Source organism: Bacillus sp. G1(2015b) (genome assembly GCF_001482475.1).
GTDB classification, from domain to species: domain Bacteria; phylum Bacillota; class Bacilli; order Bacillales; family Bacillaceae; genus Bacillus; species Bacillus safensis.
This window is the reverse complement of the sequence record NZ_LKIC01000031.1, coordinates 214587-235988: the sequence shown is the minus strand read 5'-3', so window position 1 is coordinate 235988 and position 21402 is coordinate 214587. Positions and strand designations below refer to the sequence as shown.

Sequence of the window (21402 nt, the reverse complement as noted above, 5' to 3'; positions counted from 1 at the left end):
TGAAAATAATTCTTACCATTTATGATGACAAGTTTCTTATGCTTTACTATAATAGTATTTGTCTAAAACGTACCATCAGACAGGCTACTGTGCTGATGCTCAAGAAGGAGTCGAGTTGTATTGTCAATGTTCAACTATATCGTCCTCTCACTTTGTGGACTTTTTGTTCTTTATTCCATCGGCAGCTACATTTATCAGCAGCGCATTATGAAAACGCTGACGGAAGCAGAATTTATTAAAGGTTACCGCAAAGCCCAGCTCATTGATGTGAGAGAGCCAAATGAGTTTGAGGGCGGACATATTTTAGGGGCAAGAAATATCCCTCTTTCCCAACTAAAGCAGCGCAAAAATGAAATACGTCCTGACAAGCCTGTTTATCTCTATTGTCAAAATAATTTCAGAAGCGGAAAAGCAGCCCAAACTTTACGTAAAAACGGCTGCCGTGAGATTTATAATTTAAAAGGCGGCTTTAAAAAATGGGGCGGCCGCATTAAAACGAAGAACTAACAAAAAAGACTCTGGGAGCATGATTCCCCCTGAGTCTTTTTTCTTTATTTTCTTTCAAAAACGAGAACGGGATTCCGAGCGGCCTTTGTTTCGTCCATACGTTTCACGACGGTTGTATGCGGCGCTTCCTGCACCACTTCAGGATTCTCTTCTGCTTCTTTCGCAATTTGAATCATTGCTTCGATGAATGCATCAAGTGTTTCTTTTGATTCTGTTTCAGTCGGTTCAATCATGATACATTCCTCTACATTGAGCGGGAAGTAGATCGTTGGCGGATGGTAGCCGAAATCAAGTAATCGTTTGGCAATATCCAGTGTCCGCACACCTAATTTTTTCTGACGTTTACCTGAAAGGACAAATTCATGCTTACAGTGACGATCAAACGGCAAATCATAATGAGCACTTAAGCGGCGCATCATATAGTTCGCATTTAACACGGCATTATCGGTTACAGCCTTTAAGCCGTCTGGCCCCATAGAGCGGATGTACGCATAGGCTCTGACGTTAATGCCAAAGTTGCCATAGAATGGCTTCACGCGCCCGATTGATTCCGGACGGTCATATTCAAAGTAAAAACGACCTTCCTTCTTTACAAGCACCGGCTTTGGCAAATACGGAATTAAATCTTTTTTAACGCCAACTGGACCTGAACCAGGACCTCCGCCTCCGTGTGGGCCTGTAAAGGTTTTATGAAGATTTAAGTGGACAACATCAAATCCCATATCTCCTGGTCTTGCTCTACTTAAAACCGCATTCAAGTTGGCTCCGTCATAATAAAGTTTACCGCCAGCTCCATGAACGATTTCAGCCATTTCTAAAATATTTTCTTCAAAGAGGCCAAGTGTATTCGGGTTTGTAAGCATTAAAGCAGCTGTTTCTTCATTAACAACGCGGCGTAAATCTTCTAAATCAACAAGCCCGTTTTCATCAGATGCGACAGTAATGGTTTCAAATCCAGCGACTGTCGCAGATGCCGGGTTCGTTCCATGAGCAGAATCAGGCACAATGACTTTTGTACGCTGATGATCTCCTCTTGCTTCATGGTACGCACGGATCATCATGAGTCCCGTCCACTCGCCATGTGCTCCTGCCGCAGGCTGTAATGTCACAGCGTCCATCCCCGTAATTTCTTCAAGATGTTCACCTAGATCGTATAGTAATTCCAATGCACCTTGTACAGTGTCTGCCTCCTGTAGTGGATGGACCTGCGAGAAACCTGCAAGGCGTGCAACCTTTTCATTAATCTTTGGATTATATTTCATCGTACAAGAGCCAAGAGGATAAAATCCAGAATCGACCCCATGATTGCGTCTTGATAATGCTGTATAATGACGCATAATATCAAGCTCAGATACTTCAGGAAGCTCAGCATCCTCATCACGGATGTACGTCTTATCAAATAAAGACGGGATCTCCTGTTCAGGTACATCTAAATCAGGCAGGCTGTACCCAATTCTTCCTTCTTTAGATAATTCAAAAATAAGCGGCTGATCTTGTTTATTCATGGCGATCCCCCAATTCCTTGATAAACGTATCAATTTCTTCTTTTGTTCTCAGCTCTGTCACGGCTACAAGCATGTGCTGCTGAAGCTCTGGGTAGTCTAGCCCTAAGTCGTAGCCGCCGATGATTCCTTTTTCAAGCAATCGTTTATTGGCTTCTTTCACAGGCTCCTGTAACTTGATCACAAATTCATTAAAATGAGCCCCTTCTACATCCGCCTGCAGTCCATATTTTTCTGCCTGCGTCTTGGCATAATGGGCTTTTTGCACGTTTTGATAGGCGATGTCTTTTATGCCTGTTTTCCCTAGTGCCGTCATGGCAACAGAAGCAGCTAACGCATTTAATGCTTGGTTCGAGCAAATATTTGACGTCGCTTTATCTCTTCGAATGTGCTGCTCACGCGCTTGAAGAGTCAGGACAAATCCACGAACACCATTTTCATCTTCTGTCTGCCCGACTAATCGACCTGGCACTTTTCTCATCAACTTTTTCGTCACAGCAAAATATCCGCAGTGAGGTCCGCCAAATGCAGCTGGGATACCGAACGGCTGCGCATCACCAACGACAATGTCTGCCCCAAGTTTTCCAGGCGGCGTCAATAGCCCGAGTGCGAGGGGATTGCTAGAGACAATGAACAGGCTTTTTCCTTTGTGTGCAATGGGTTCAATGTCTTTTAACGGCTCGACGACACCAAAAAAGTTTGGATATTGCACGAGAACTGCTGCTGTATCATCGCAGACGGCCTTTTCCAGTGCAGCTAAATCTGTCTGCCCTTTTTTCGCAGGCACTTCAACAACTTCAATGTTTTGTCCTTTGGCGTATGTTTTCAGCACCGCTCTTGATTCAGGGTGAACCGTTTCAGAAACCACCACTTTTTTCTTCTTTGTGTGTCCCGCAGCAAGCATTGCCGCTTCAGCTAGTGCCGTCCCGCCATCATACATCGAGGAGTTGGCTAGATCCATACCAGTCAGCTCAGCAATCATTGTTTGAAATTCAAAGATCGCTTGCAATTCACCTTGCGAAATCTCCGGCTGATAAGGTGTATACGCTGTATAAAATTCAGAGCGTGAGATAACATGATCGACAATGACAGGCTGGTAATGATCATATACACCAGCACCAAGAAACGATGCATAGGAAACTGTATCCTTATTCTTTGCAGCTAGCCGGGATAATTCCCTGACAAGCGCTGTTTCAGATGCGGCTTCTTTGATGTTGTATGCTCCTTTGAATCTCACCTTCTCTGGGATATCTGAAAAAAGCTCATCAATCGACTGAACGCCGATGACATCCAGCATTTCTTTTTGATCTTGCTCTGTTTGCGGCAAATACCTGTGCTTCATCCTCTATTCCCCCTCGTTATTTGGCTCTTTTATAAAATGGTGTTGCGACGATTTTGGCTTTTAGACGTTTTTTGCGAACTTGTACTTCCACCTCTGCCCCAAGCTCCGCTTCTGAGGTTTCGATCAAAGCAAGCCCGACATTTTTCTTTAATGTTGGGGATTGAGTGCCCGTTGTGACAAACCCAACCTGCTTTTCTCCTGAAAAGACTGGATAATCTGTACGCGGAATCCCTTTTTCAATCATTTCAATGCCGACAAGCTTTCGCTTCAGTCCCTCTTCTTTTTGTTTTTTAAGTGCTGCTTTTCCGATAAAATCAGCTTCTTTATCCGTTTTGACAGCAAAACCAATTCCGCCTTCTAATGGAGAAATATCCTTTGTCAGCTCCTGGCCATAAAGCGGAAGCCTTGCTTCAAATCTCAAGGTATCACGTGCACCGAGTCCGCACGGTATTAATCCTTTTGGCTGCCCCGCTTCTAATAAAGCGGACCAAAGGTGGACCGCATCTTCTGACTGGCAGTAGATTTCAAAGCCATCTTCCCCTGTGTAACCTGTTCTAGAAACGAGCACTTCTTTATTTGCGACCTCAGCTTTTGATAAAAACGTAAAAGGTTTAAGCGATGTCACCTCTTCATCCGCCACCTCTTTGATGATGTCAGCTGCAAGAGGTCCTTGAAGCGCTAGCAAGGCGGTTTGATCAGATATATTTTTGATCAATACGTCATCCTTCTCTTGGTGCTTCAAAAGCCAATCCACGTCTTTATCGATATTTGATGCATTGATGACAAGTAAATAGTGGTTCTTTTCTTTTTGGTAGACGAGCAGGTCATCTACCGTTCCGCCATCTTCATAACACATGGCTGTATATAGTGCCTTACCGTCTGTCAGCTTAGACACATCGTTGGTTAATAACCTTTGTAAAAAAGGAAGGGCATCTTGACCTTTGACGTCCACCTCACCCATGTGAGACACATCAAAAAGCCCTGCTTTTGTTCGAACAGCTTCATGTTCTTCTTTAATGGAAGAAAATTGGACAGGTAATTCCCAGCCCCCGAAGTCAATGGTTTTTGCGCCAAACGTTTCATACGCATGAAAAAGCGGTGTTCGTTTCAACATCAATCGTTTCCCCCTTCTTTTAGTGCAAATGCAAGCTGAATTTTCAGAAAAAAATCACAGCAAAAAAGGACAGAGCGCTCCCTTTTATCAAAAAGAAGTCTCTGTCCTTGCACCTGAAAGTTTACAGCACAACATCATTGTGCGTTTTCCCCTTTGGTGGTTTGCTAAAACGATCAGCAAACACTCTCCAGAGTTGCGTCCGGTAAGAGTACTTTTGCCTGAGAGATTCACTGAATCATTCAGCTTGCTCCTTCGGCGCCTGCCAGTGCAAAATAACCGCCAAGTCTCTCCCCATACCATCATCCGCTCATATTTTTCACATTTATTGGACATACTATCAAAATGGGTGACTTATTTTCTAGATCACTTATCAACATCCTACCATTAGAAATGGATGGAGAGCAACAGAAAAATCATTAACATTTTTAAAATAACCTTTCGATATCGTTCGCTTTTATTCATATATCTAGTCTTTTAGAGACCTCTTAAAAAATGAAGCGTTTAAAAACAGAACAATTTATCAGATCCTACTAGAAAGGCAGGCGACCACATTGAATATTCAAACGATTTTTGATCAGGAATGGGCAAATGAATTTCAGCAGCGGCTTTCATCAGACGGCCCCTGGGCGAACTGGGATATGTATCGATTAGCGACGCAGGTTCAAAAAGTCACAGCCATTGATTCATTCGAGGGGCTGCAAGCTCCTGCGCACCTGCCTGCATTCACACCTTTACAGCACCAGCTCGAAGTAGCCAGAAGAGTCGTAGAAGAAATGAATGGGAAAGCCATTCTAGCAGATGAAGTGGGACTGGGTAAAACCGTAGAAGCAGGACTCATTATCAAAGAATACATGATTCGTGGACTTGCCAAAAAAATTCTTATTCTTGTCCCCGCCTCCCTTGTATCTCAGTGGGTACAGGAGCTGCGGACGAAATTTTATATTGATGCTGTTGAACAAAAAAAGAGCTATGTGTGGGAGCAGTGCGACGTTGTCGTTTCTTCCATTGACACAGCCAAAAGACAGCCGCATCGAGACACGATTTTATCGATTGCCTACGATATGGTCATTATCGATGAAGCACACAAACTGAAAAACAATAAAACGAAAAACTATGAATTTGTGAGAAACCTGAATAAGAAATTCTGTCTGCTGCTGACAGCGACACCTATTCAAAACCGGATCGGAGAAATATTTAATCTCGTTTCCCTTCTGAAGCCGGGCCACCTAGGAAATGAACATCAATTTAAAGATATCTTTGCCAAAAAGGACTTGCAGCTTGAAGACCATGACCGATTAAAACAGCTCGTCAATAAAGTGATGATTCGAAACCGAAGACAAGACACAGGCATCGAGTGGACAAAACGACATGTCAAAACGATTTCCATTGATTTTTCTCCGACAGAACAAGCATTGTATGATGAAATCTGCAAGCTGAAAGAGAATCCGTCTTATACAAAGCATATGTTTTCCATTATGACCTTGGAACGAGAATGCTGTTCAAGCCGTGAGGCAGTTTATATGACGATTAAAAAAATGCAGGAAGAAGAAAAGCATATTCTCGGCTCTTCTGCTATAGCGCAAATCATGGAGAAAATCAATCAAGTGGAGCAAAACTCAAAGGCGCTTGAAGTGGTCAAACTCATTCAACAGTTAAATGAAAAAGTCATTATTTTCACCGAATACCGCGCAACACAAATTTATTTACAATGGTTTCTACAGCAAAATGGCATTAGCTCCGTGCCATTTCGGGGCGGCTTTAAGCGGGGTAAAAAAGATTGGATGAAAGATTTATTTAGAGAACGGGCGCAAGTGTTAATTGCTACAGAAGCTGGCGGCGAAGGGATCAACCTTCAGTTTTGTAATCAAATCATTAACTACGACCTCCCGTGGAACCCGATGCGTTTAGAACAGAGAATCGGACGTATCCACCGCCTTGGCCAAGAACGAGATGTCCACATTTACAATATGGCAACGAACGGAACAGTTGAAGAGCATATTTTAAAGCTTTTATATGAAAAAATTCAGCTGTTCGAAAACGTCATAGGCGATTTAGATGATATTTTAACGAGAATTGATATTGAAGAAGTCGAAACAGAGTTGCATCAAATTCTCTTCCAGCATGAATCTGATGGAGACATGAAAAAGAAATTAACCCAATTTGCTTCTTATTTAACTGAAGCACAAACACCACTTTTAGAAAAGAGACAGCAGGGCTCATAAAGGAGAGTTGATCAATGGAGCAGCATGACATTCACACCTTTCTTCTCCGTTTTTTCAAGGCGAATCAATGCAGCATATTAGAAGAAAGTGCAGGACATATGACCGTACAGCTGACAATCGAAATGGATAAATTGATTATGAACCGTCCTTTTTATTGGCACTGGCTTGAAAAAACTGGCGGTGTACCTGAACCGCGGCAATTGACTTTCATCACAGATCAAAAAAAAGCGGGTGATACGGTCAGTGGTGAATTCATCCATTTCGGCTCCCCCCGGTTATTTCAAATATTTGAGGCGGTCAAACAACAGGGCCGTTTTATCCGGCTTTATGAACGAGTCAGCCCGCTCACGAACAATCAGATCGCACTTGAGCCATGGCTTGGTCTCAATGTAAAAATTTCTTACCTTGCAGACCGGAAGAAGGATAAGCTTTTATCATTAGGACTCCATCTTATACGCGGAGAAGTCATTGAACAATTTCAAGAAAAGCTGGAAGCTCGTGAGCTGTCGTCTCAAATTCCCGATTATTGTTTTACGATGAGTACAATGATTAAGCCAGAAAGCGGAATCAAACGGCTCTACAGCCTTATGGAACGTTATGCCCATGAGGAACCGGACGACTGGGCAGTGCGAGCCGTTCAAAAATGGAAAGAAGACTCCGAACTTTTAAACCAATTTTATGAAGGGACTTCAGACACATCTGTAGAATATGAAATAGAAAGGCAAGCACTCAAAACTTTATACGAACCAAAAATCAGTCTTACGATTGAAAATGGCGGACTTTTTTACTTACAGCAAAAAAGAGGAGGTTGACCCATAGTCCCCTCCCCTTTTATGTGACTTACAATTTTCGATCAGTCTAAAGCTAAGTTTGTCTGTTTGTATTGGGCGGAAACATGACGCAAGCAAACTATGAGGTCTTACCACCTATGTCTTTCCATTTCATGCGTTAAGTGCCTGAAATACATGATTCAGTATTTTAGGAGGGTATTTGTATGGAAAAGAAAACGAACAAATTAGACAGTGAATGGGTTCAATTATTACGTGAAGCTCGCAAGGCAGGACTAACAGTTGAAGAAGTCCGTCATTTCCTCAAATCAAATGAAAAGTCCTCTGAGTCTCCCCCTCTGGTAAGAAGTCATTCTATCAAACCTTTCTGAATGTGCTATAATATCGAAAGGAAGGTGATGACATTGATTGGCCAGCGTATTAAACAATACCGCAATGAAAAAGGCTACTCACTATCAGAACTGGCCGAAAAGGCTGGGGTAGCGAAGTCTTATTTAAGCTCAATAGAAAGAAACTTGCAAACAAACCCCTCCATTCAATTTCTTGAAAAAGTCTCCGCTGTTCTGGACGTCTCGGTTCATACACTTTTAAACGAAAAAGATGAAACCGAATACGATGGTCAATTAGATAGTGAATGGGAAAAACTAGTTCGAGATGCAATGACATCAGGGGTTTCGAAAAAGCAATTTCGTGAATTTTTAGATTATCAAATCTGGAGAAAAAAGCAAGAAGAGGAGTAAAGCGCACGTTTTAGCGCATACTCCTCCAATTGCTATGCAGATCTTGATATCAGCCTAAAGACTGGCTTTATTTTTTATCTTCGCTGTGTGCTTTTTCGTTTTCTTTCACGTAGCCTTTTTCATCCGTATGCTTTTTTGGATTGATCGTTAAACCATTCCACTGAGTCGCTTCGAAGGAAAGATCAATTTGAATCGCATCGCCTTGGTATTTATTTTGGATATAGTGACCAGCTTTATCCTTCGTCTGGTCATTGATAAATTCAATGGTCATTTCCACTTTATCGTAATCAAACGGATTCTTTGGAATGCCGTCATACTCTGGAGCCACTGTTCCATCAACAGTTGCTACATTAATTTTCCCACTTTCATGTAAAAACTTCTCATCGACGGCATGACGAAGCTTTTCAAATGCGGTCTGATCCTGTTTTGACGTTAATTGATGCAAGTCAAGCAGGTTTGCATGGTCTAAAATAATGTTTTTCGGATAACCATTTCCACCTTCGGCTCCAACCGTCAGAACACTCACCTGAAACTGACTGAGAAATTCTTCAGCTGTATTCTTACCGCCATTCTTCGCGGAAGATCCATCTGTAAACTGGCTATAATCAAGACTCATCAGCACTTGGTTTATCGCTAGTGATCCCTTATTATCAAAATGAAATTCTTTCTTGATCCGATCACCAGGTTTTAAGTTCGAAAGGTTGATGGCGCCGGAGTTCTCTTTAGCAGATAAATCCAGCTCTCCTGTCGAGTAGACCGCATTTGCCTTTTCAAAATCATTAAACGCCGCCCATGTTCCCCCGCCGATTAATGCAAGACCTAAAGCCCCTGATAATACACCTAAACGAATTGATTTCTTCATTGCCATGAATAATAAACCCCCTAATATTTTGTTTTATTGAAACCTGATTAGGTTACAAACGATTTAAGCTTGTTCCTCTGACATATGTACATCAGCCGTGTGTCTACGGTGTTTCGCTGCGCCCACAAAATGAATGGTTGAATAAACAAGCAGCATGACACCCGGTATAATAAGGAGCAAAGCAGTTCCAGCTGATGTCCCTGCATACGAAAGAAGCTTTCCTGCATAAGGAATGTTCACTCCCATATACTGCGCAGTCACCTGATCCGCTTTTACCAGCGTGCCGTCCTGATACATATTATTGTCACCCTTCGTCTCAAACGCTTTATTTGCATCCTTTCCTTTCACCCCAACAATTCGGTGGGTCACAAAGGACTGATCCTGCTTTGTTTGGAACGTAATAATATCTCCTTTTTTGAGCGTCTCAGGTGAGGCGACCTGCTTTACAACAATCAGTGACCCAGCTGAAAATTCTGGTTCCATCGAACCTGATAATACTTGCTTCAATTGATAACCGAAAATCTGAGGTTCTCCTCCTGTTGTTCTTGATGACAACACGACAATAATTGAGGCTATCATCACCGTGAACACCACCACATAAAGAATACTCCCAGACATCTTCATCCATTTTTTCATGACCCCTTCTCCCCTTCGCCTATCATTTCTCGATTTAAAAGACAGCTCCATTTAGGACGCCTTTTCTTGACACTTTGAGAGCACCATCTGTTTAGACCAAAAGTACGCCTTATCAGATGCGCCAAATCCTTTAGGATAAAAGATTTTAAATGCATAGATTCCATTTGTTTTTGCTTTATCTGTCGTGACAGTCGCTGTTTCTTGCGACAATAGGGACTTTATGGAGCCCTTTTCAAGAATATGACCATCTTGTAATGGCTCCTGACCATTTCCCACTTTATGTAATTCCCACTTCCATTCAGAGTACGCAATAGGCTGTCCACTATTTTTTAGTGTCATGCTCAGCCTTTGAGGTGCGCAGACTGTTCCTTCGATCATCGTTTGATCCACAAGCTCCAATTGACTTTGATCCCATTTTTTAGGCTGACAATGCTGATCTGTCTGTTCAAAGTTTTCACATGTTTTCATAACAAAATTTTTGTGCTCGACATCGTTAAAAGAGGCATTCGTTGGTGTCATGAGGAAAGATGTCAACATCAAACAAATGGCACAAAAAAGGACAAAGAGCGACTGTTTCATTAATCCCTTCAACTCCTTGAACGGTTGTTCTTTAAAAAGAACGATTATATACAGTATAAGGAAATACCTATAAAACCCAAAACGTCAAATTAGTTCATTTTGTTCTTAAACAAGAACAATTGCGAGAAAATTCTTCCATTTTCTCATTCTTTCGCCATATTCAATATTTTTTTGTGTGACATTTGTACTTCTTAAAACTTACATAAAAATGTAGGATTTGGTCAGGATATGAAGAGGTGAGGTGATGTTAAGTGAAATATGGAAAAATCATAATCATGCTCAGTTTACTGCTGAGTCCTATGATGCTAGACGTCAAACCTGTGGATGCGAGAGGTTTGACTGCCGCCACAGACCAATGGGAAATGCGAGCAGTCAAAGAAGCTAAAAAAAGATACCCGCTAACGCAAGTCTTATTTAAACAAAAAGTATGGGACCGCCACCGCGATAAGGAATCTGTAAAACAGTATCATATTACGTTAAAAGACCATACAAAGGAATTTGGGGTGTTTGTCACCATTTCCTATAATCCTTACTCAAATAAGGTGAATAAAGTGATTGTTGTGGAGGAATACAACTAAAATGGCATAAAAAAACCGCCTGCTGGCGGCTTTTTACTTTCGTCGATGTCGCTGACGTTTTTTAAGCATCATGGAGAAGCCAAACGGCAGAACCCCAAATAATCGCTGTGAAAACGGCGGTTTTGTTTCCATTTTTTCTTGTTTGTGTTCCTTCCGTTCGTCTCGTGGTGTATTCATATATTTAATGATTTCCTGCGTCATATATTTTACATAGTCATTTGTTTTCAAGCAAATTCACCTCTTCTTCCTTCAAGTGTTACCAGAAAGAGGATGATTTTATACACTGGCTAATCAGGATTTGCCCATCTCATGATTTCACCGGTCTTCCAATCCAGCATCAGCTCCCGCTCATCGGATAAGCCATCCTTTGTTTTCACCCTCACCAAAGCGAGGACACGTTTTTTCTGTTGATCACATTTTATCTGCTTCAATGTCACATGGCCTTCTTCAGTATCAATATGGACCTTCTGCTTTTCACATATGCGTTTTACTGAGCTGGCAGCTTCACTCACACCCACCCTAAAAAGATGCTGTTTTTTATAAAAAGAAATCGTGAGCTCTGCACTTCTCAGCTCTTTTTGAAAGCCCATCGTTATCGCTCCTAGGATCAAGAGAAAAAATAGGATCACAGCAAGCACATGCGGATAGATAAACCCTTCCTCTCTTTTCACGATTTAGGAACCACCCCTTTATATGTGAAAAAAACGGCTTCATGAACCTTACCAGATCCATCTGTGACTTTCAGGATGGCTCTATGCTGACTCGTTCTCACCTGAAATTGTTTTACCTTGTGCAATAAAGGAAGATGTCCAGTTTGATCCGTTCGTTTTCGAAGCATCTCTTGATATGGCTCAATCGTTACCACTCGCCCTTGATCAGATACATACTCTAACGCATTACCTCCTTGCACCGATCGAACAGCCGTTGCACGGCTTAATTCCTCATCTAATTGCAGGACAGTCTGTTTCCACTCCATTTGTGAAAATCGGTGAATCTCTTCAAAAGGAAGGGCTTTCTCAGCTGTTGAAAAGATCAATACACAGCCAAAAGAGAGGAACAAAAATAGCTGCAATTGCCACAAAGCCTGGACAAGGGTAAAACCTTGTTCACCGTTCCGCAACCTGGTGAAAGCATATCGTCTGCTTTTTTTGCAATTTGTATGATACACATCCCTTCTCTTTACTCCAATTGAATACATATGTGTTGTCGCCTCGCTTCTTTTTGACAGAAGATTTTTTACCTTCTATGAACGCTTCATTCATCTGTTCATGCAAGATTTGGTAAGCATCAAGTTTGGCTCTTACTTCCTTTTTCCCCATCATGATTTTTTCATAGGCCGGCATAATCACAAGGGCTGCAAATAGGAAGATATGACAAGCAAACAGCGTTTCAATCGTACTAAACCCTCTATTGCTTTTGAACATGGATTCGCCCGCTTCCTAAATAAATCGTGAGTTTATACGTTTGACTGCCAAATTCGACAATGAGAGATCCACCGCTGCTTGGATGTCCGTTTTCATTAAAATAGATACCTTGCGAGAATGTAGAAGTCTTGATGCTGCCCTTTTTATGCTGATAAGAAGCAATGACTTCGTTACTCTTTTGATCTATTACCTGATAAGATACATGCGGCGGTTGGATCTCAACATGCACACGTGTTTTTTTGATAAATGCAGTATATGATGCCAATTGAAGATCTTGTTTCATGATGTTTACTTGTCTTTTGGCTTCAGCGCTTACTATTAAATTTGGGATTTTCATTCCTATGATCGACAATAGAATCGATAGAACTAGTAAGATCATTAGCTGCTCTATGAGGGTAAAACCCTTCTCATGTAAAAGTAATTTATTCATGCTTCACGTTGCCGTTTTGAATGACAATCGCTTTTCCATTAGGACAGGTTAATCCCTTTTTAACATAACCTTCTTTTTCTAACTCAGCTAAAGATGGCGTCTTCCCATCATGCTCTAATTCATATGCCATCACTTGTGTGCTGACCATTGATTTGAGCCCTTCACAGCCCTTTGCTTGAATTGCTTGGTGATGACGTGTGATATTCGGTATGGTAATGAGTAAAAGAATGGATATCACGAGCATGACAATTAACATTTCTAACAGGGTAAACCCTTTATCATTCATGTCTTTGTCCTCCTTCTTACACTTGCTCCATTAGTTGATACATTGGTAAAAGAATAGATAAATACACGATGAGTATAAGAAGTGCCGTCACACCATAGATCACCGGCTGCAGCCAAGACATCCATTTTTCAATTTTCAGCTCTGCATTCTCTAATAGAAATTGGCTGTACGTGTACATTTCTCTTGCTAGCATCCCGCTTGCTTCACCATGTTTGATGATGGCTGCAAAATGTTTTTCGAAAAAAGGACTCTCACTTACTTGATGTGCCATGCTTTCTCCTTTTCTTAACTCATCCATCATTTGTTCACCTATTTCTTGAAGAAAAGGTAAGTAGCTTTGCTGTTTAAAAGCTTGCAAACCCTCGTACATCGATAATCCAGCCTGAAGCAGTCCGCTTAGCTGAAGAGAAAAAAGGTACGTATGCATCAGCTGCATCCCTTTATATAAAAAAGGCAGCTTACTCATCACCCTCAATTTCTCAAGCGTCGACTTTTTCCTAAAAAACAAAGCATAATAGCCGGTAAGACAAATACACAGACAACTGGTGATGAGTAGAAAAGCATGAAGGAATTGAAACATTCCAAACATTCCTTGAATCATCCAAGACATGCGGGTATCCATCGATGAGTACAAAACAGAAAATTGAGGAATGATCATATTCTGAACGAGTATCAGCACGACCAAAACCGTGAAGATGAGGAAGAGCGGGTAACGCAACATGCGTTTAAACGTGTCTAACTGCTTGACTTTTTTCTCTAAAAAACGGGCGCTTTGTTCTAAAGCACGGGCTAGACTGCCATGCTTCTCAGAAAAACATAGTATGGCGATGACTTCCCGCTGAAAATGGAGTCGCTCTAGCACCACATAAAAAGGCTCGCCTTCGTGCAGCCACTGAATACCTAGTTTTAATTGCTGCCGCTGTTGTTTTGATAACTGGATATTCACCATCACTAATGCCTCAATCAATGTATATCCAGCCTGAATTAATTGAGCCAGTTTTGATAGGCATTCAGCTTGGTCCTTTTTAGACCATACTTTAGAGGCTCGCTTCTTCATAAACCCAGCGATGGTAAGTGTTTTTTGATAGATAGCCAAGTGCCACTCCTTTACGAATTAATCTTTGCAGTGTTTCATATGACGAGTGAGCAAATTCTCCTTTAGCCTCCTTGATACACTCACCAAGCTCTTTTCCGAACAGCAGTTCAAATACATTTGTTCGTCTGATCGGTCGATTTAATTTACAGTAAAGCTGACATGTTTCTCCGCAAAAAGGACAGGTGAGCTCGATTAATCGCTGGGCAGCAATCGCAACCATCGTTTGCTCAAGTTCATTCATCGTGACACCAAATTCAAGCATACGATAAAGGGCTCCTTTTGCATTTTTTGCATGGAGCGTACTCAATACTAAATGGCCTGTCAGTGCTGCTCTAATCGCCGTTCTGGCCGTTTCAGCATCTCTTATTTCTCCTAGCACAATCATATCTGGATCATGTCTTAAAATAGCGCGTAATCCTGCGGCATATGTGATGCCGGCTTTTTCATTTACTTGAACCTGTAACACTTCTTCATTTCTTGTTTCCACAGGATCTTCAAGCGTAATAATATTTCGGTTGAAATTCTTTTTTGCAAACTGGATCAGTGAATAGAGGGTTGTTGTTTTCCCCGAATTGGTTGGACCGGTAAATAAAATGAGCCCATGCGAATGCTTCAAAAATGACAATAACCTGGCTGAAGCTTTCGGAAATAGTGACAGGTGTTTTATTTTCGGAACATGATCCTGCGGCAATATTCTAATCACTAAACTCTCATCATTTACAGTTGGTAAGGTAGACATTCGAATAAACACCTGGCCGCTTCTTAGCATCACAGCTAATGACCCATTTTGCGGTCTCCTTTTTTCCCCGATATCCATAGAAGATAAAAATTTAAAATGAGCAATGAGCCGCTCGCCGGTTTTTTTATCAATGGTTCGCTGCTGGATTAAATCTGAGTCTACGCGGAAAGATACCAACGCTTCCTTTTCTTTTGGGACAATGTGCACATCAGATGCTCTCATGCGGCATGCTTCTTCTAGCAGCTCTTGCCTTAAATATTCAATCCCATACAAGTGGATCACTCCTTTCATTGATCACATTGTAGAATGGAGGAACCTGAATGACAAAAGAGCATTTTATGATTTTCATGACTAATAAAGCATGAAAACCCTCAACTCAAGATGCATCACATCATTTTTTAGAAAAGAGCATATAAAAAAACCTGACTTTTACAAGTGCAGGTTTCTTCGTCATGATGTGGCTTCTTGCTGCTGCTCTTCAAAAATGCGAAATCCTCTTTTTTCTAAAGCTTTTGCAAGGCTGTGTTCTGTATTTACTTTTGAGAAATCAATGCCGAGTTTCACTACAGTTTGAGCGATCTCTGGACGAATACCTGATATAATCGTCTCAATTCCTAATAGCTTCGCACTATCGACCACTTTAAACAGCTGATAAGCAACCATCGTGTCAACAACGGGAACGCCAGAAATATCAATAAATAAGTGCGTTAGACGCAGTCTTGAAGCCTGTTCTAGCACGGATTCCAAAATAATTTTAGCCCGGTACGTATCGATTTCTCCGATCAATGGCAAAATCCCGATTTCCTTTGATACTGGAATAACAGGGGCACTCAGTTCTTGAATCATCTCTCTTTGTGCATTCAGCTGACTGAGTGTGACGCGGTCATATTCTTCTGATAAACGCTCAATCATATCATCAAATGTGGCGTGAAAATGCTGATTCCACTGACACACATCTTGCAGCGTCACTTCAAGCTCTGTTTCTTGGGTGAATGTCTCAATTCTCGAACAGAAAATGTGGCGGAAAATCTTAAATTGTCCAATGATTTCATATAACGGCACCTCGTGCACTGCTCGATCACGAGCAATATCAACAGACCACTTTTTCAAATGGTTTTCTACTTTGTCTGACAGTGTCACAAGTGTTGCTGCAATGGTTTGAATAAACGCTGTGTTCTGTTCCTTCAGCTTCTTTTCCGTTTCCTCTGAAGCATGTTTAGAATATAATGAGCCTTCTTCGGTTCTTGTCTTTAGCCATTCTTCGGTCATGACAGGGGCTTCTTTTAGGATAAATTCGTATAATTGCTTTGATTTTTCATTTTTCATTTACTTCTTTCACTCCTTTTGCACTTAAAACTCGTGACATACAATTTTTATGTATAAATGACCGTAGATGGTGAACAATATCATTACACGTTTGATATTGGGCTATAGCCAAGTGGTAAGGCAATGGACTTTGACTCCGTGATCGTTGGTTCGAACCCAGCTAGCCCAGTTCAGCACAAAAACGAAGACGGCTGAAGCATGTTTCAGCTGATCTTCGTTTTTTATTAGGAAACTGATTGATGAATCGCTTTCTTTTTTGATATTTTCATGAGTTCTCCTGGATTATAACCAACTACTAATTTATTTCCATCAATGATGATTGGTCTTCGAAGCAGTTTTGGTTTTTCAATGAGAAGCTGCAAAACCTCGTTTACTTTTAAGTCATTAATATTTAAATTTAAGCTTTTAAAAGCTTGACTTCGTGTGGCTAAAATTTCATCCATTCCTTCTGTTGTTAAAGAAAGAATCTTTTTTAATTCATCTAGAGTTGGCGTTTCTCTGAAAAGGTGACGCTCTTTAAAATCAATTTGATTCGCCTTTAACCAATGTTTTGTTTTGCGGCAAGACGTGCAGCTTGGGTATGAATAAAAAGTAATGTCACTCATTAGTCTTCCTCCTTAGGTCGTTAACCTTTTCTCTTATGGAGTAAGTACCCTCATGTTTTTCAGCATAAACACTTTTTCATCATTTTTTCAAAAAAATTTTTTCTGCATTCAAAATAAATTGTTCACACGTTGTCAAAAATGTAAATGTTTACATAACAAGTGGTGATCAGCTATAATATGAATCAAAGGGGTTTTTTTAAGGGGAGGGAAAGAAATGAATCGCATGTTCCGCGTGCTTGGCTTTTGGACGGGTATTTTTGCTGTCATGTTCTATTTAGGACATATGAAAGATGCATCGCTGCTGTTCTTCGGTCAAACCGTTCTTTTTGTATTTTTATCCTACTTGAATTTATCCGAAAGAATGTATATTTACATTTTCGGAGCGTACTTGACGATTTTCTTTGCCGGATTTACATATTATTCGATTTTCATCATGGTTCCCGGTACCGGACATTAATTGAAAAAAGCATCTCTTCTAAAGAGATGCTTTTTTCATGCCTGCAATTAAAGAGAAAAACCATTAATAAACGGATTTTGCTCCTGCTCTGTCAGCACAGTGGTTTCCCCGCCATGCCCGCTTAATACAAGAGTTGATTCTGGCAAGGACAATAATTTATGATGGATTGATTGAAGCAGCACTTCCTGACTGCCGCCTACTAAATCTGTTCTCCCAATGCCACCTTCAAATAGCGTGTCACCAGAAATAACAAAGCCCTCTTCCGCCGAATAGTAAGACACACTGCCAGGTGAATGCCCAGGTGTATGGAACATTTCTAATGTAAACGACCCAATTTGAAGAGTTCCTTCTGTCGTAATCAATTTTTCAGCTTCTTTGACCGTAATTCCATTTCCAATCAATCGAGCTGAACCGTTTAATTCAGCATTCGTGAGCCATTCTTTTTCATTTTCGTGTACATACAGCGGCACTCCCCACTCTTCGCGTACCTCATCTGCCGCACCAATATGATCAAAATGAGCATGTGTTAATAAGACAGCAAGCGGTGTGAGCTGTTTTTCTTTTACATAGGAAATCAGCTTTTGCGCTTCGCCGCCTGGATCAAAAATTAAGCATTCTCCCTGCTCGTTTTTCCAAATATATGCGTTCGCTTGTACATAGCCTAGTGGCATTCTTCTCCAATTCATTTTCATCACCTACTTTATTGATTCTTTTTTATTATGAAGGCTATTCAATAAAAATTCAAACAATCGTCAACTGGAATCTACTCGACAAGCTTTATGAAAACGGTTAAAATGAAAAGAAAGGAAATCAAAGGGATTGATGACAAAGGGGGACTTTCACATGATGCTCGTCATTATTTTTGGTCTAGTCACGATTTTAGCTGCGCTCGGTATCTATCGCTCACTAAAAAAAGTGAACGTACTTGCCATCGCTTTTGCTGGCGCTACATTTTTGGTTTTTGGATGGTTCACTGTCATGACCATCATCTATAGCGGTTATCCAACTGCACATTAAAAGCCTGCATCTAGCAGGCTTCAGATTGTTGACAAAGGGCTAAAATGATCTTGATTTTAGCCCTTTGTCTTCTTTTCAGCGTGATAGAAAACCTTTGCAGCCCTGACACCGAATGCGAGGGTTTGTCTACACGCTGAAAGCCTGCTTATAGCAGGCTTTTTTATTGATTTAAATGCTTATTCACGCTTTCTAATTTGCTTGTAAGCGTTGTGGTTTGATCCCGCCTGTCATCGATGCGAATATTGGTCGCTACTCGGTGCAATCCCTTTTCAAAAGGGGCTTCATGAATGCGCTGAATGACCTCAAATAAAATGGATAATTCGCCTTCAATTAACGTATTCATCGGTGTTAATTGATATTTGATTTTCCCTTCTTTTTGAAAGCCTTCTAAAATTCTTTGTACATCTGCTACGTAAGCACTGACACTTGGTGTTTCAGTGCCTATCGGAATGATGGTGACGTCTGCTATAGCCATCGTTTTTCCCCTTTCAATCAAATTCTCATGTTTTCTCGTCCTCATTGTAACCTATCTTCAATCAATCATGCCATGCTCACGTTGCGTTTACGGCAGGTTTGTCTCGTTCTATCGTCAAATCCGCCCTCTCTACCTTTCCGATCTTTGTAAACAAAAGCAGGCATATACCTGAAACAGCTTCAATGATGCCGCCAGCCGCAATGACATACCCAGACCCAAACAGTGTTGCCATATAACCGCCAATGAGGGCGCCTAAAGGAATCATCAAGAAGGAAATCATGTTGATAATCGCGTACACTTGCGGCTGATCCTCTGCCTTTACTGACAATTGAATCATCGTATGTTCGGGTACGTTAACTGCACTAATGGCTGCTCCTAAAGCAAAAGCTGATATAAACACAAGTGGTAACAATGCGTTCATACCTGTGATGAAGAAGGCGATTCCATCAACAATCCCAGCACCTATAAAGAGCAATCCATACCGATTCACTTTTATCTTTGTTAAAACAAACCCCATCAAAAAGGCGCCTAGTGCGGTTGTGACTTTGATGAATGAATAGACGACCGGTCCACTATGTAAGTCTTCAGTTAAATAAATAACAGACAATGCTTCCCATGGTGCCGCAGCAAAGTTTGAGCAGACACAAAAAATGGCTAACGGAAACAAAATATGATGGCTTCTAACAAGTGAAAAACCTCGAATTAATCTTTTGCCATAAGATAATCCTTTTTTGGCTTTATCGATGATGGCTTCTGTTTGATATGAAATCATGAACACCAATAAAGCGGACAAAAGATAAAGAGGAATGATCACAAGCATTGTATAGCCTACGCCTACAAATGCAATCATGACACCACAAATCGTTACCGTCACAAGTCTTACGACATGACTTGCTGATTGGATGGTTGCATTCGCCTTTTGTATGAGGTCCTCATGGACAAGCTTTGGAATAATCGATACAGATGCCGGTTCGTAGGAGCCTCCTGTCGCCGAATGAAGCAGCATGCAGCCAATGATGAGGACTAATGGTGTGAAACCATAAAAGTAACTAACCACGATCACAAGAATAATCGCTCCTCGTGTTAAATCAGCAAAGCACATCCAAAATTTCAATTGATGCGGCTTCATCATAGGCGTAATAAATGGTCCAACAATCGCTTGAGGGACAAAGCTGACCGCAATAAAAAAAGCTGTCCCTATTGCTCCTTTCCCTCCTAGTACCAAAAGCCATAAGATGGTGTTGAAAGATAAACTATCCGCTGTAATTTTGCACATTTTAGAAACAAATAGATAAGTAAAATTTCTTTTCCACAGGCTTTGAGCACTCAATAGTCGACATCTCCCTAAATCATATCCTTTTTTTTACATCCATATCTTTCACAATAGCTTACAAGAAAGCCTTCGTCAATTACTTCAACATTGTTTTTATTGACCATAAGCAATTGATTGTTGCTCCAATATGAAAAAGCACCAGACAGGTGCTTTTAACACTTACACGCTTCCCATAAAAGCCGCTTTGTTTTTTCATAAATCGAATCAAATTGATCCATGGAAAGAGGATTTTTCCCTAGACCAAGCTCAACTGTATAGCCCTCATTATGAAATTGATAAATAAACCAATCGCGATAGCCTGCATAGCTGTCGAGATATTGGATCGGTTTGTAGCCGCTCACTTGTTCGAATCGTTTGACCATTTCTTTTGAGATGGCTGGCTCATGGCCAAGAAAACCCCAATAAATCTCTTCTCCTTGTGTATGAAGGGCAATCAGCCGGTCAAATCGTTTTCGCAGCGCAAGATTTGCCATCGCTTTCGCTTCTGGTTCTGTTAATGGCTCGCGCCCAGGATAATCCCGGTAGGACGGTGCCTTCGACTGATGACGATAGTACTCGATCTCCCAATAAGCAGGGAATTGATTGTTTAAATCCACCCCTCGAATATTTGCTTTCCATTCCCGGTAATCGGAATATCCACCGTTTAGCAGTGTGAATTCTTCACGATGAAGACCTAGTGACTCCGGTCCATTACGAACCAAATCCACTCCATCTGGATTGACCATTGGCACGATGGATAAAGCAGTGGTCTGCAGAATATGAACCGCTTCATAATGTCTTGCCTGAACCGGGTCAGACGCTGCTAAGCAAAGCGATTTCAACCATTTTAATAAAACAGACGTCGTGATCCATTCATTTGCATGAAATGAGGCATTGAGATGAATAGAATGTAAATGCTGAACAGGCTCTGTTCGGATTTCATAAATAGGTGTATCAAGCACTGAATGACCAATGACGCTGATATGAAGAAAAGGAAATACGGCTTTCAAGCGGCTCAGCTCTTCTTCTAATTGAGCGCTATCATATTCAAATGTTCCATTGATCCAATCATCGGATTGCTGCAGTCTATAAGGCGCAATAAATTTCTGCACATCACCGATGGAATCAAATACATGGACTCCTTCTGGAAGTCTATATCCAGGTAAAAGAAGGTCATCAGTGCTTGTTTGATTAGATAAATGAAAAGCAGCTTTGCCAATACCAAGCTGCTTTGCCACAGCATCCCTCTCCGCTTCATCCAGCTGCCATTCAATTTTTCCAAACGACGTTGTCTTCATTTACATCCCTCCTCTCATACTATATGAGCCGTCAGGCAAAAAAAGAAAACCTCTGCTTCTAAAAATA

28 protein-coding genes, 1 tRNA gene and 2 riboswitches are annotated in these 21402 nt (G+C 41.1%); of the genes, 9 read left to right on the top strand and 20 right to left on the bottom strand.

The window, feature by feature from the left end:
- The first annotated feature begins 126 nt into the window (after nt 1-126).
- Complete coding sequence (locus tag AMR95_RS18620) at nt 127-507, top strand: rhodanese-like domain-containing protein (RefSeq protein WP_039183198.1); 381 nt, start codon at nt 127-129, stop codon at nt 505-507.
- Nucleotides 508-551: 44 nt separating this feature from the next.
- Here the strand turns inward: AMR95_RS18620 and gcvPB are convergent, their stop codons facing one another.
- Genes gcvPB through gcvT form a run of 3 tightly spaced genes read right to left on the bottom strand, consistent with a single transcriptional unit; the run spans nt 552 to nt 4465 of the window.
- The gene (gene gcvPB, locus AMR95_RS18615; RefSeq protein WP_039179914.1) at nt 552-2012 is read right to left on the bottom strand and encodes an aminomethyl-transferring glycine dehydrogenase subunit GcvPB; all 1461 of its coding nucleotides are present in this window, start codon (nt 2010-2012) and stop codon (nt 552-554) included.
- Complete coding sequence (gene gcvPA, locus AMR95_RS18610; protein WP_024427996.1) at nt 2005-3351, bottom strand: aminomethyl-transferring glycine dehydrogenase subunit GcvPA; 1347 nt, start codon at nt 3349-3351, stop codon at nt 2005-2007. Before gcvPA ends, gcvPB begins: the two co-directional genes overlap by 8 nt.
- Nucleotides 3352-3367: 16 nt before the next feature.
- Complete coding sequence (gene gcvT, locus AMR95_RS18605; RefSeq protein WP_058839091.1) at nt 3368-4465, bottom strand: glycine cleavage system aminomethyltransferase GcvT; 1098 nt, start codon at nt 4463-4465, stop codon at nt 3368-3370.
- 99 nt (nt 4466-4564) lie between these two features.
- Nucleotides 4565-4658: riboswitch (glycine riboswitch) on the bottom strand.
- Nucleotides 4659-4661: 3 nt separating this feature from the next.
- A riboswitch (glycine riboswitch) is annotated at nt 4662-4768 on the bottom strand.
- Between the two features lie 248 nt (nt 4769-5016).
- Here gcvT and AMR95_RS18600 point away from each other — a divergent pair.
- The 4 genes from AMR95_RS18600 (at nt 5017) to sinR (ending at nt 8215) form a co-directional block, all read left to right on the top strand.
- Nucleotides 5017-6687, top strand: a complete 1671-nt coding sequence (locus tag AMR95_RS18600) for a DEAD/DEAH box helicase (RefSeq protein ID WP_058839090.1) — start codon at nt 5017-5019, stop codon at nt 6685-6687.
- Between the two features lie 14 nt (nt 6688-6701).
- Complete coding sequence (locus AMR95_RS18595) at nt 6702-7499, top strand: YqhG family protein (RefSeq protein ID WP_039179926.1); 798 nt, start codon at nt 6702-6704, stop codon at nt 7497-7499.
- A 182-nt stretch (nt 7500-7681) separates the two neighbouring features.
- Nucleotides 7682-7846, top strand: coding sequence for an anti-repressor SinI family protein (locus AMR95_RS19075; protein ID WP_073206269.1), 165 nt, complete (start codon nt 7682-7684; stop codon nt 7844-7846).
- 33 nt (nt 7847-7879) lie between these two features.
- Complete coding sequence (gene sinR, locus AMR95_RS18590) at nt 7880-8215, top strand: transcriptional regulator SinR (RefSeq protein WP_024422969.1); 336 nt, start codon at nt 7880-7882, stop codon at nt 8213-8215.
- A gap of 67 nt (nt 8216-8282) precedes the next feature.
- Here the strand turns inward: sinR and tasA are convergent, their stop codons facing one another.
- Genes tasA through tapA form a run of 3 tightly spaced genes read right to left on the bottom strand, consistent with a single transcriptional unit; the run spans nt 8283 to nt 10292 of the window.
- The gene (gene tasA / locus AMR95_RS18585) at nt 8283-9083 is read right to left on the bottom strand and encodes a biofilm matrix protein TasA (RefSeq protein ID WP_039179929.1); all 801 of its coding nucleotides are present in this window, start codon (nt 9081-9083) and stop codon (nt 8283-8285) included.
- Nucleotides 9084-9140: 57 nt separating this feature from the next.
- Nucleotides 9141-9713: a signal peptidase I SipW gene (gene sipW, locus AMR95_RS18580; protein WP_047202287.1), complete on the bottom strand. Its 573-nt coding sequence runs from the start codon at nt 9711-9713 to the stop codon at nt 9141-9143.
- A gap of 51 nt (nt 9714-9764) precedes the next feature.
- Nucleotides 9765-10292 carry an amyloid fiber anchoring/assembly protein TapA gene (tapA, locus tag AMR95_RS18575; protein ID WP_058839089.1) on the bottom strand — a complete coding sequence of 176 codons (528 nt, stop codon included), beginning with the start codon at nt 10290-10292 and terminating at the stop codon, nt 9765-9767.
- A 299-nt stretch (nt 10293-10591) separates the two neighbouring features.
- Here tapA and AMR95_RS18570 point away from each other — a divergent pair, with 299 nt between their 5' ends.
- On the top strand, nt 10592-10870 hold the full coding sequence (locus tag AMR95_RS18570; protein WP_064497648.1) for a DUF3889 domain-containing protein: 279 nt from the start codon (nt 10592-10594) through the stop codon (nt 10868-10870).
- Nucleotides 10871-10903: 33 nt separating this feature from the next.
- Here the strand turns inward: AMR95_RS18570 and AMR95_RS18565 are convergent, their stop codons facing one another.
- From AMR95_RS18565 to AMR95_RS18525, 9 genes are all read right to left on the bottom strand, one after another.
- A complete protein-coding gene (locus tag AMR95_RS18565) occupies nt 10904-11098 on the bottom strand; it encodes a YqzE family protein (RefSeq protein WP_024718846.1) in 195 nt (64 codons plus the stop codon).
- Between the two features lie 59 nt (nt 11099-11157).
- Nucleotides 11158-11541: a competence type IV pilus minor pilin ComGG gene (locus AMR95_RS18560; RefSeq protein ID WP_058839087.1), complete on the bottom strand. Its 384-nt coding sequence runs from the start codon at nt 11539-11541 to the stop codon at nt 11158-11160.
- Entirely contained in the window at nt 11538-12068 is a 531-nt protein-coding gene (gene comGF, locus AMR95_RS18555; protein ID WP_268502873.1) for a competence type IV pilus minor pilin ComGF, read from the bottom strand. Before comGF ends, AMR95_RS18560 begins: the two co-directional genes overlap by 4 nt.
- Nucleotides 11977-12294 (bottom strand): competence type IV pilus minor pilin ComGE, encoded by a 318-nt coding sequence (gene comGE, locus AMR95_RS18550; RefSeq protein ID WP_058839085.1) that lies wholly within the window; start codon nt 12292-12294, stop codon nt 11977-11979. The genes comGF and comGE overlap by 92 nt, the downstream gene beginning before the upstream one ends.
- Entirely contained in the window at nt 12278-12724 is a 447-nt protein-coding gene (gene comGD, locus AMR95_RS18545; protein ID WP_058839084.1) for a competence type IV pilus minor pilin ComGD, read from the bottom strand. Before comGD ends, comGE begins: the two co-directional genes overlap by 17 nt.
- Nucleotides 12717-13010: a competence type IV pilus major pilin ComGC gene (gene comGC / locus AMR95_RS18540; RefSeq protein ID WP_024422977.1), complete on the bottom strand. Its 294-nt coding sequence runs from the start codon at nt 13008-13010 to the stop codon at nt 12717-12719. The genes comGD and comGC overlap by 8 nt, the downstream gene beginning before the upstream one ends.
- Nucleotides 13011-13026: 16 nt before the next feature.
- The gene (gene comGB / locus AMR95_RS18535; protein ID WP_231746914.1) at nt 13027-14106 is read right to left on the bottom strand and encodes a competence type IV pilus assembly protein ComGB; all 1080 of its coding nucleotides are present in this window, start codon (nt 14104-14106) and stop codon (nt 13027-13029) included.
- Nucleotides 14048-15118 (bottom strand): competence type IV pilus ATPase ComGA, encoded by a 1071-nt coding sequence (gene comGA / locus AMR95_RS18530; RefSeq protein ID WP_080967140.1) that lies wholly within the window; start codon nt 15116-15118, stop codon nt 14048-14050. The genes comGB and comGA overlap by 59 nt, the downstream gene beginning before the upstream one ends.
- A 177-nt stretch (nt 15119-15295) precedes the next feature.
- Nucleotides 15296-16171: an STAS domain-containing protein gene (locus tag AMR95_RS18525; RefSeq protein WP_039179956.1), complete on the bottom strand. Its 876-nt coding sequence runs from the start codon at nt 16169-16171 to the stop codon at nt 15296-15298.
- Nucleotides 16172-16269: 98 nt separating this feature from the next.
- On the opposite strand from AMR95_RS18525, the gene AMR95_RS18520 reads away from it, so the two are divergent.
- Nucleotides 16270-16340: transfer RNA gene (locus AMR95_RS18520), tRNA-Gln, on the top strand.
- Between the two features lie 55 nt (nt 16341-16395).
- Here the strand turns inward: AMR95_RS18520 and AMR95_RS18515 are convergent.
- Complete coding sequence (locus tag AMR95_RS18515; RefSeq protein ID WP_007501232.1) at nt 16396-16776, bottom strand: Spx/MgsR family RNA polymerase-binding regulatory protein; 381 nt, start codon at nt 16774-16776, stop codon at nt 16396-16398.
- Between the two features lie 214 nt (nt 16777-16990).
- Here AMR95_RS18515 and AMR95_RS18510 point away from each other — a divergent pair, with 214 nt between their 5' ends.
- Entirely contained in the window at nt 16991-17233 is a 243-nt protein-coding gene (locus tag AMR95_RS18510; protein ID WP_003217440.1) for a DUF2626 domain-containing protein, read from the top strand.
- 47 nt (nt 17234-17280) lie between these two features.
- Here AMR95_RS18510 and AMR95_RS18505 read toward each other — a convergent pair whose 3' ends face one another.
- Nucleotides 17281-17919: an MBL fold metallo-hydrolase gene (locus AMR95_RS18505; protein WP_039179959.1), complete on the bottom strand. Its 639-nt coding sequence runs from the start codon at nt 17917-17919 to the stop codon at nt 17281-17283.
- A gap of 157 nt (nt 17920-18076) precedes the next feature.
- On the opposite strand from AMR95_RS18505, the gene AMR95_RS19070 reads away from it, so the two are divergent.
- Complete coding sequence (locus tag AMR95_RS19070) at nt 18077-18250, top strand: DUF2759 domain-containing protein (RefSeq protein WP_003217333.1); 174 nt, start codon at nt 18077-18079, stop codon at nt 18248-18250.
- Nucleotides 18251-18410: 160 nt separating this feature from the next.
- On the opposite strand, the gene AMR95_RS18500 is transcribed toward AMR95_RS19070, so the two are convergent.
- From AMR95_RS18500 to AMR95_RS18490, 3 genes are all read right to left on the bottom strand, one after another.
- Nucleotides 18411-18725, bottom strand: coding sequence for an MTH1187 family thiamine-binding protein (locus AMR95_RS18500; protein ID WP_058839083.1), 315 nt, complete (start codon nt 18723-18725; stop codon nt 18411-18413).
- Between the two features lie 76 nt (nt 18726-18801).
- On the bottom strand, nt 18802-20055 hold the full coding sequence (locus AMR95_RS18495) for an MFS transporter (protein ID WP_047202298.1): 1254 nt from the start codon (nt 20053-20055) through the stop codon (nt 18802-18804).
- A 155-nt stretch (nt 20056-20210) separates the two neighbouring features.
- Nucleotides 20211-21335, bottom strand: a complete 1125-nt coding sequence (locus AMR95_RS18490) for a M14 family metallopeptidase (protein ID WP_039179969.1) — start codon at nt 21333-21335, stop codon at nt 20211-20213.
- Between the last annotated feature and the right edge of the window lie 67 nt (nt 21336-21402).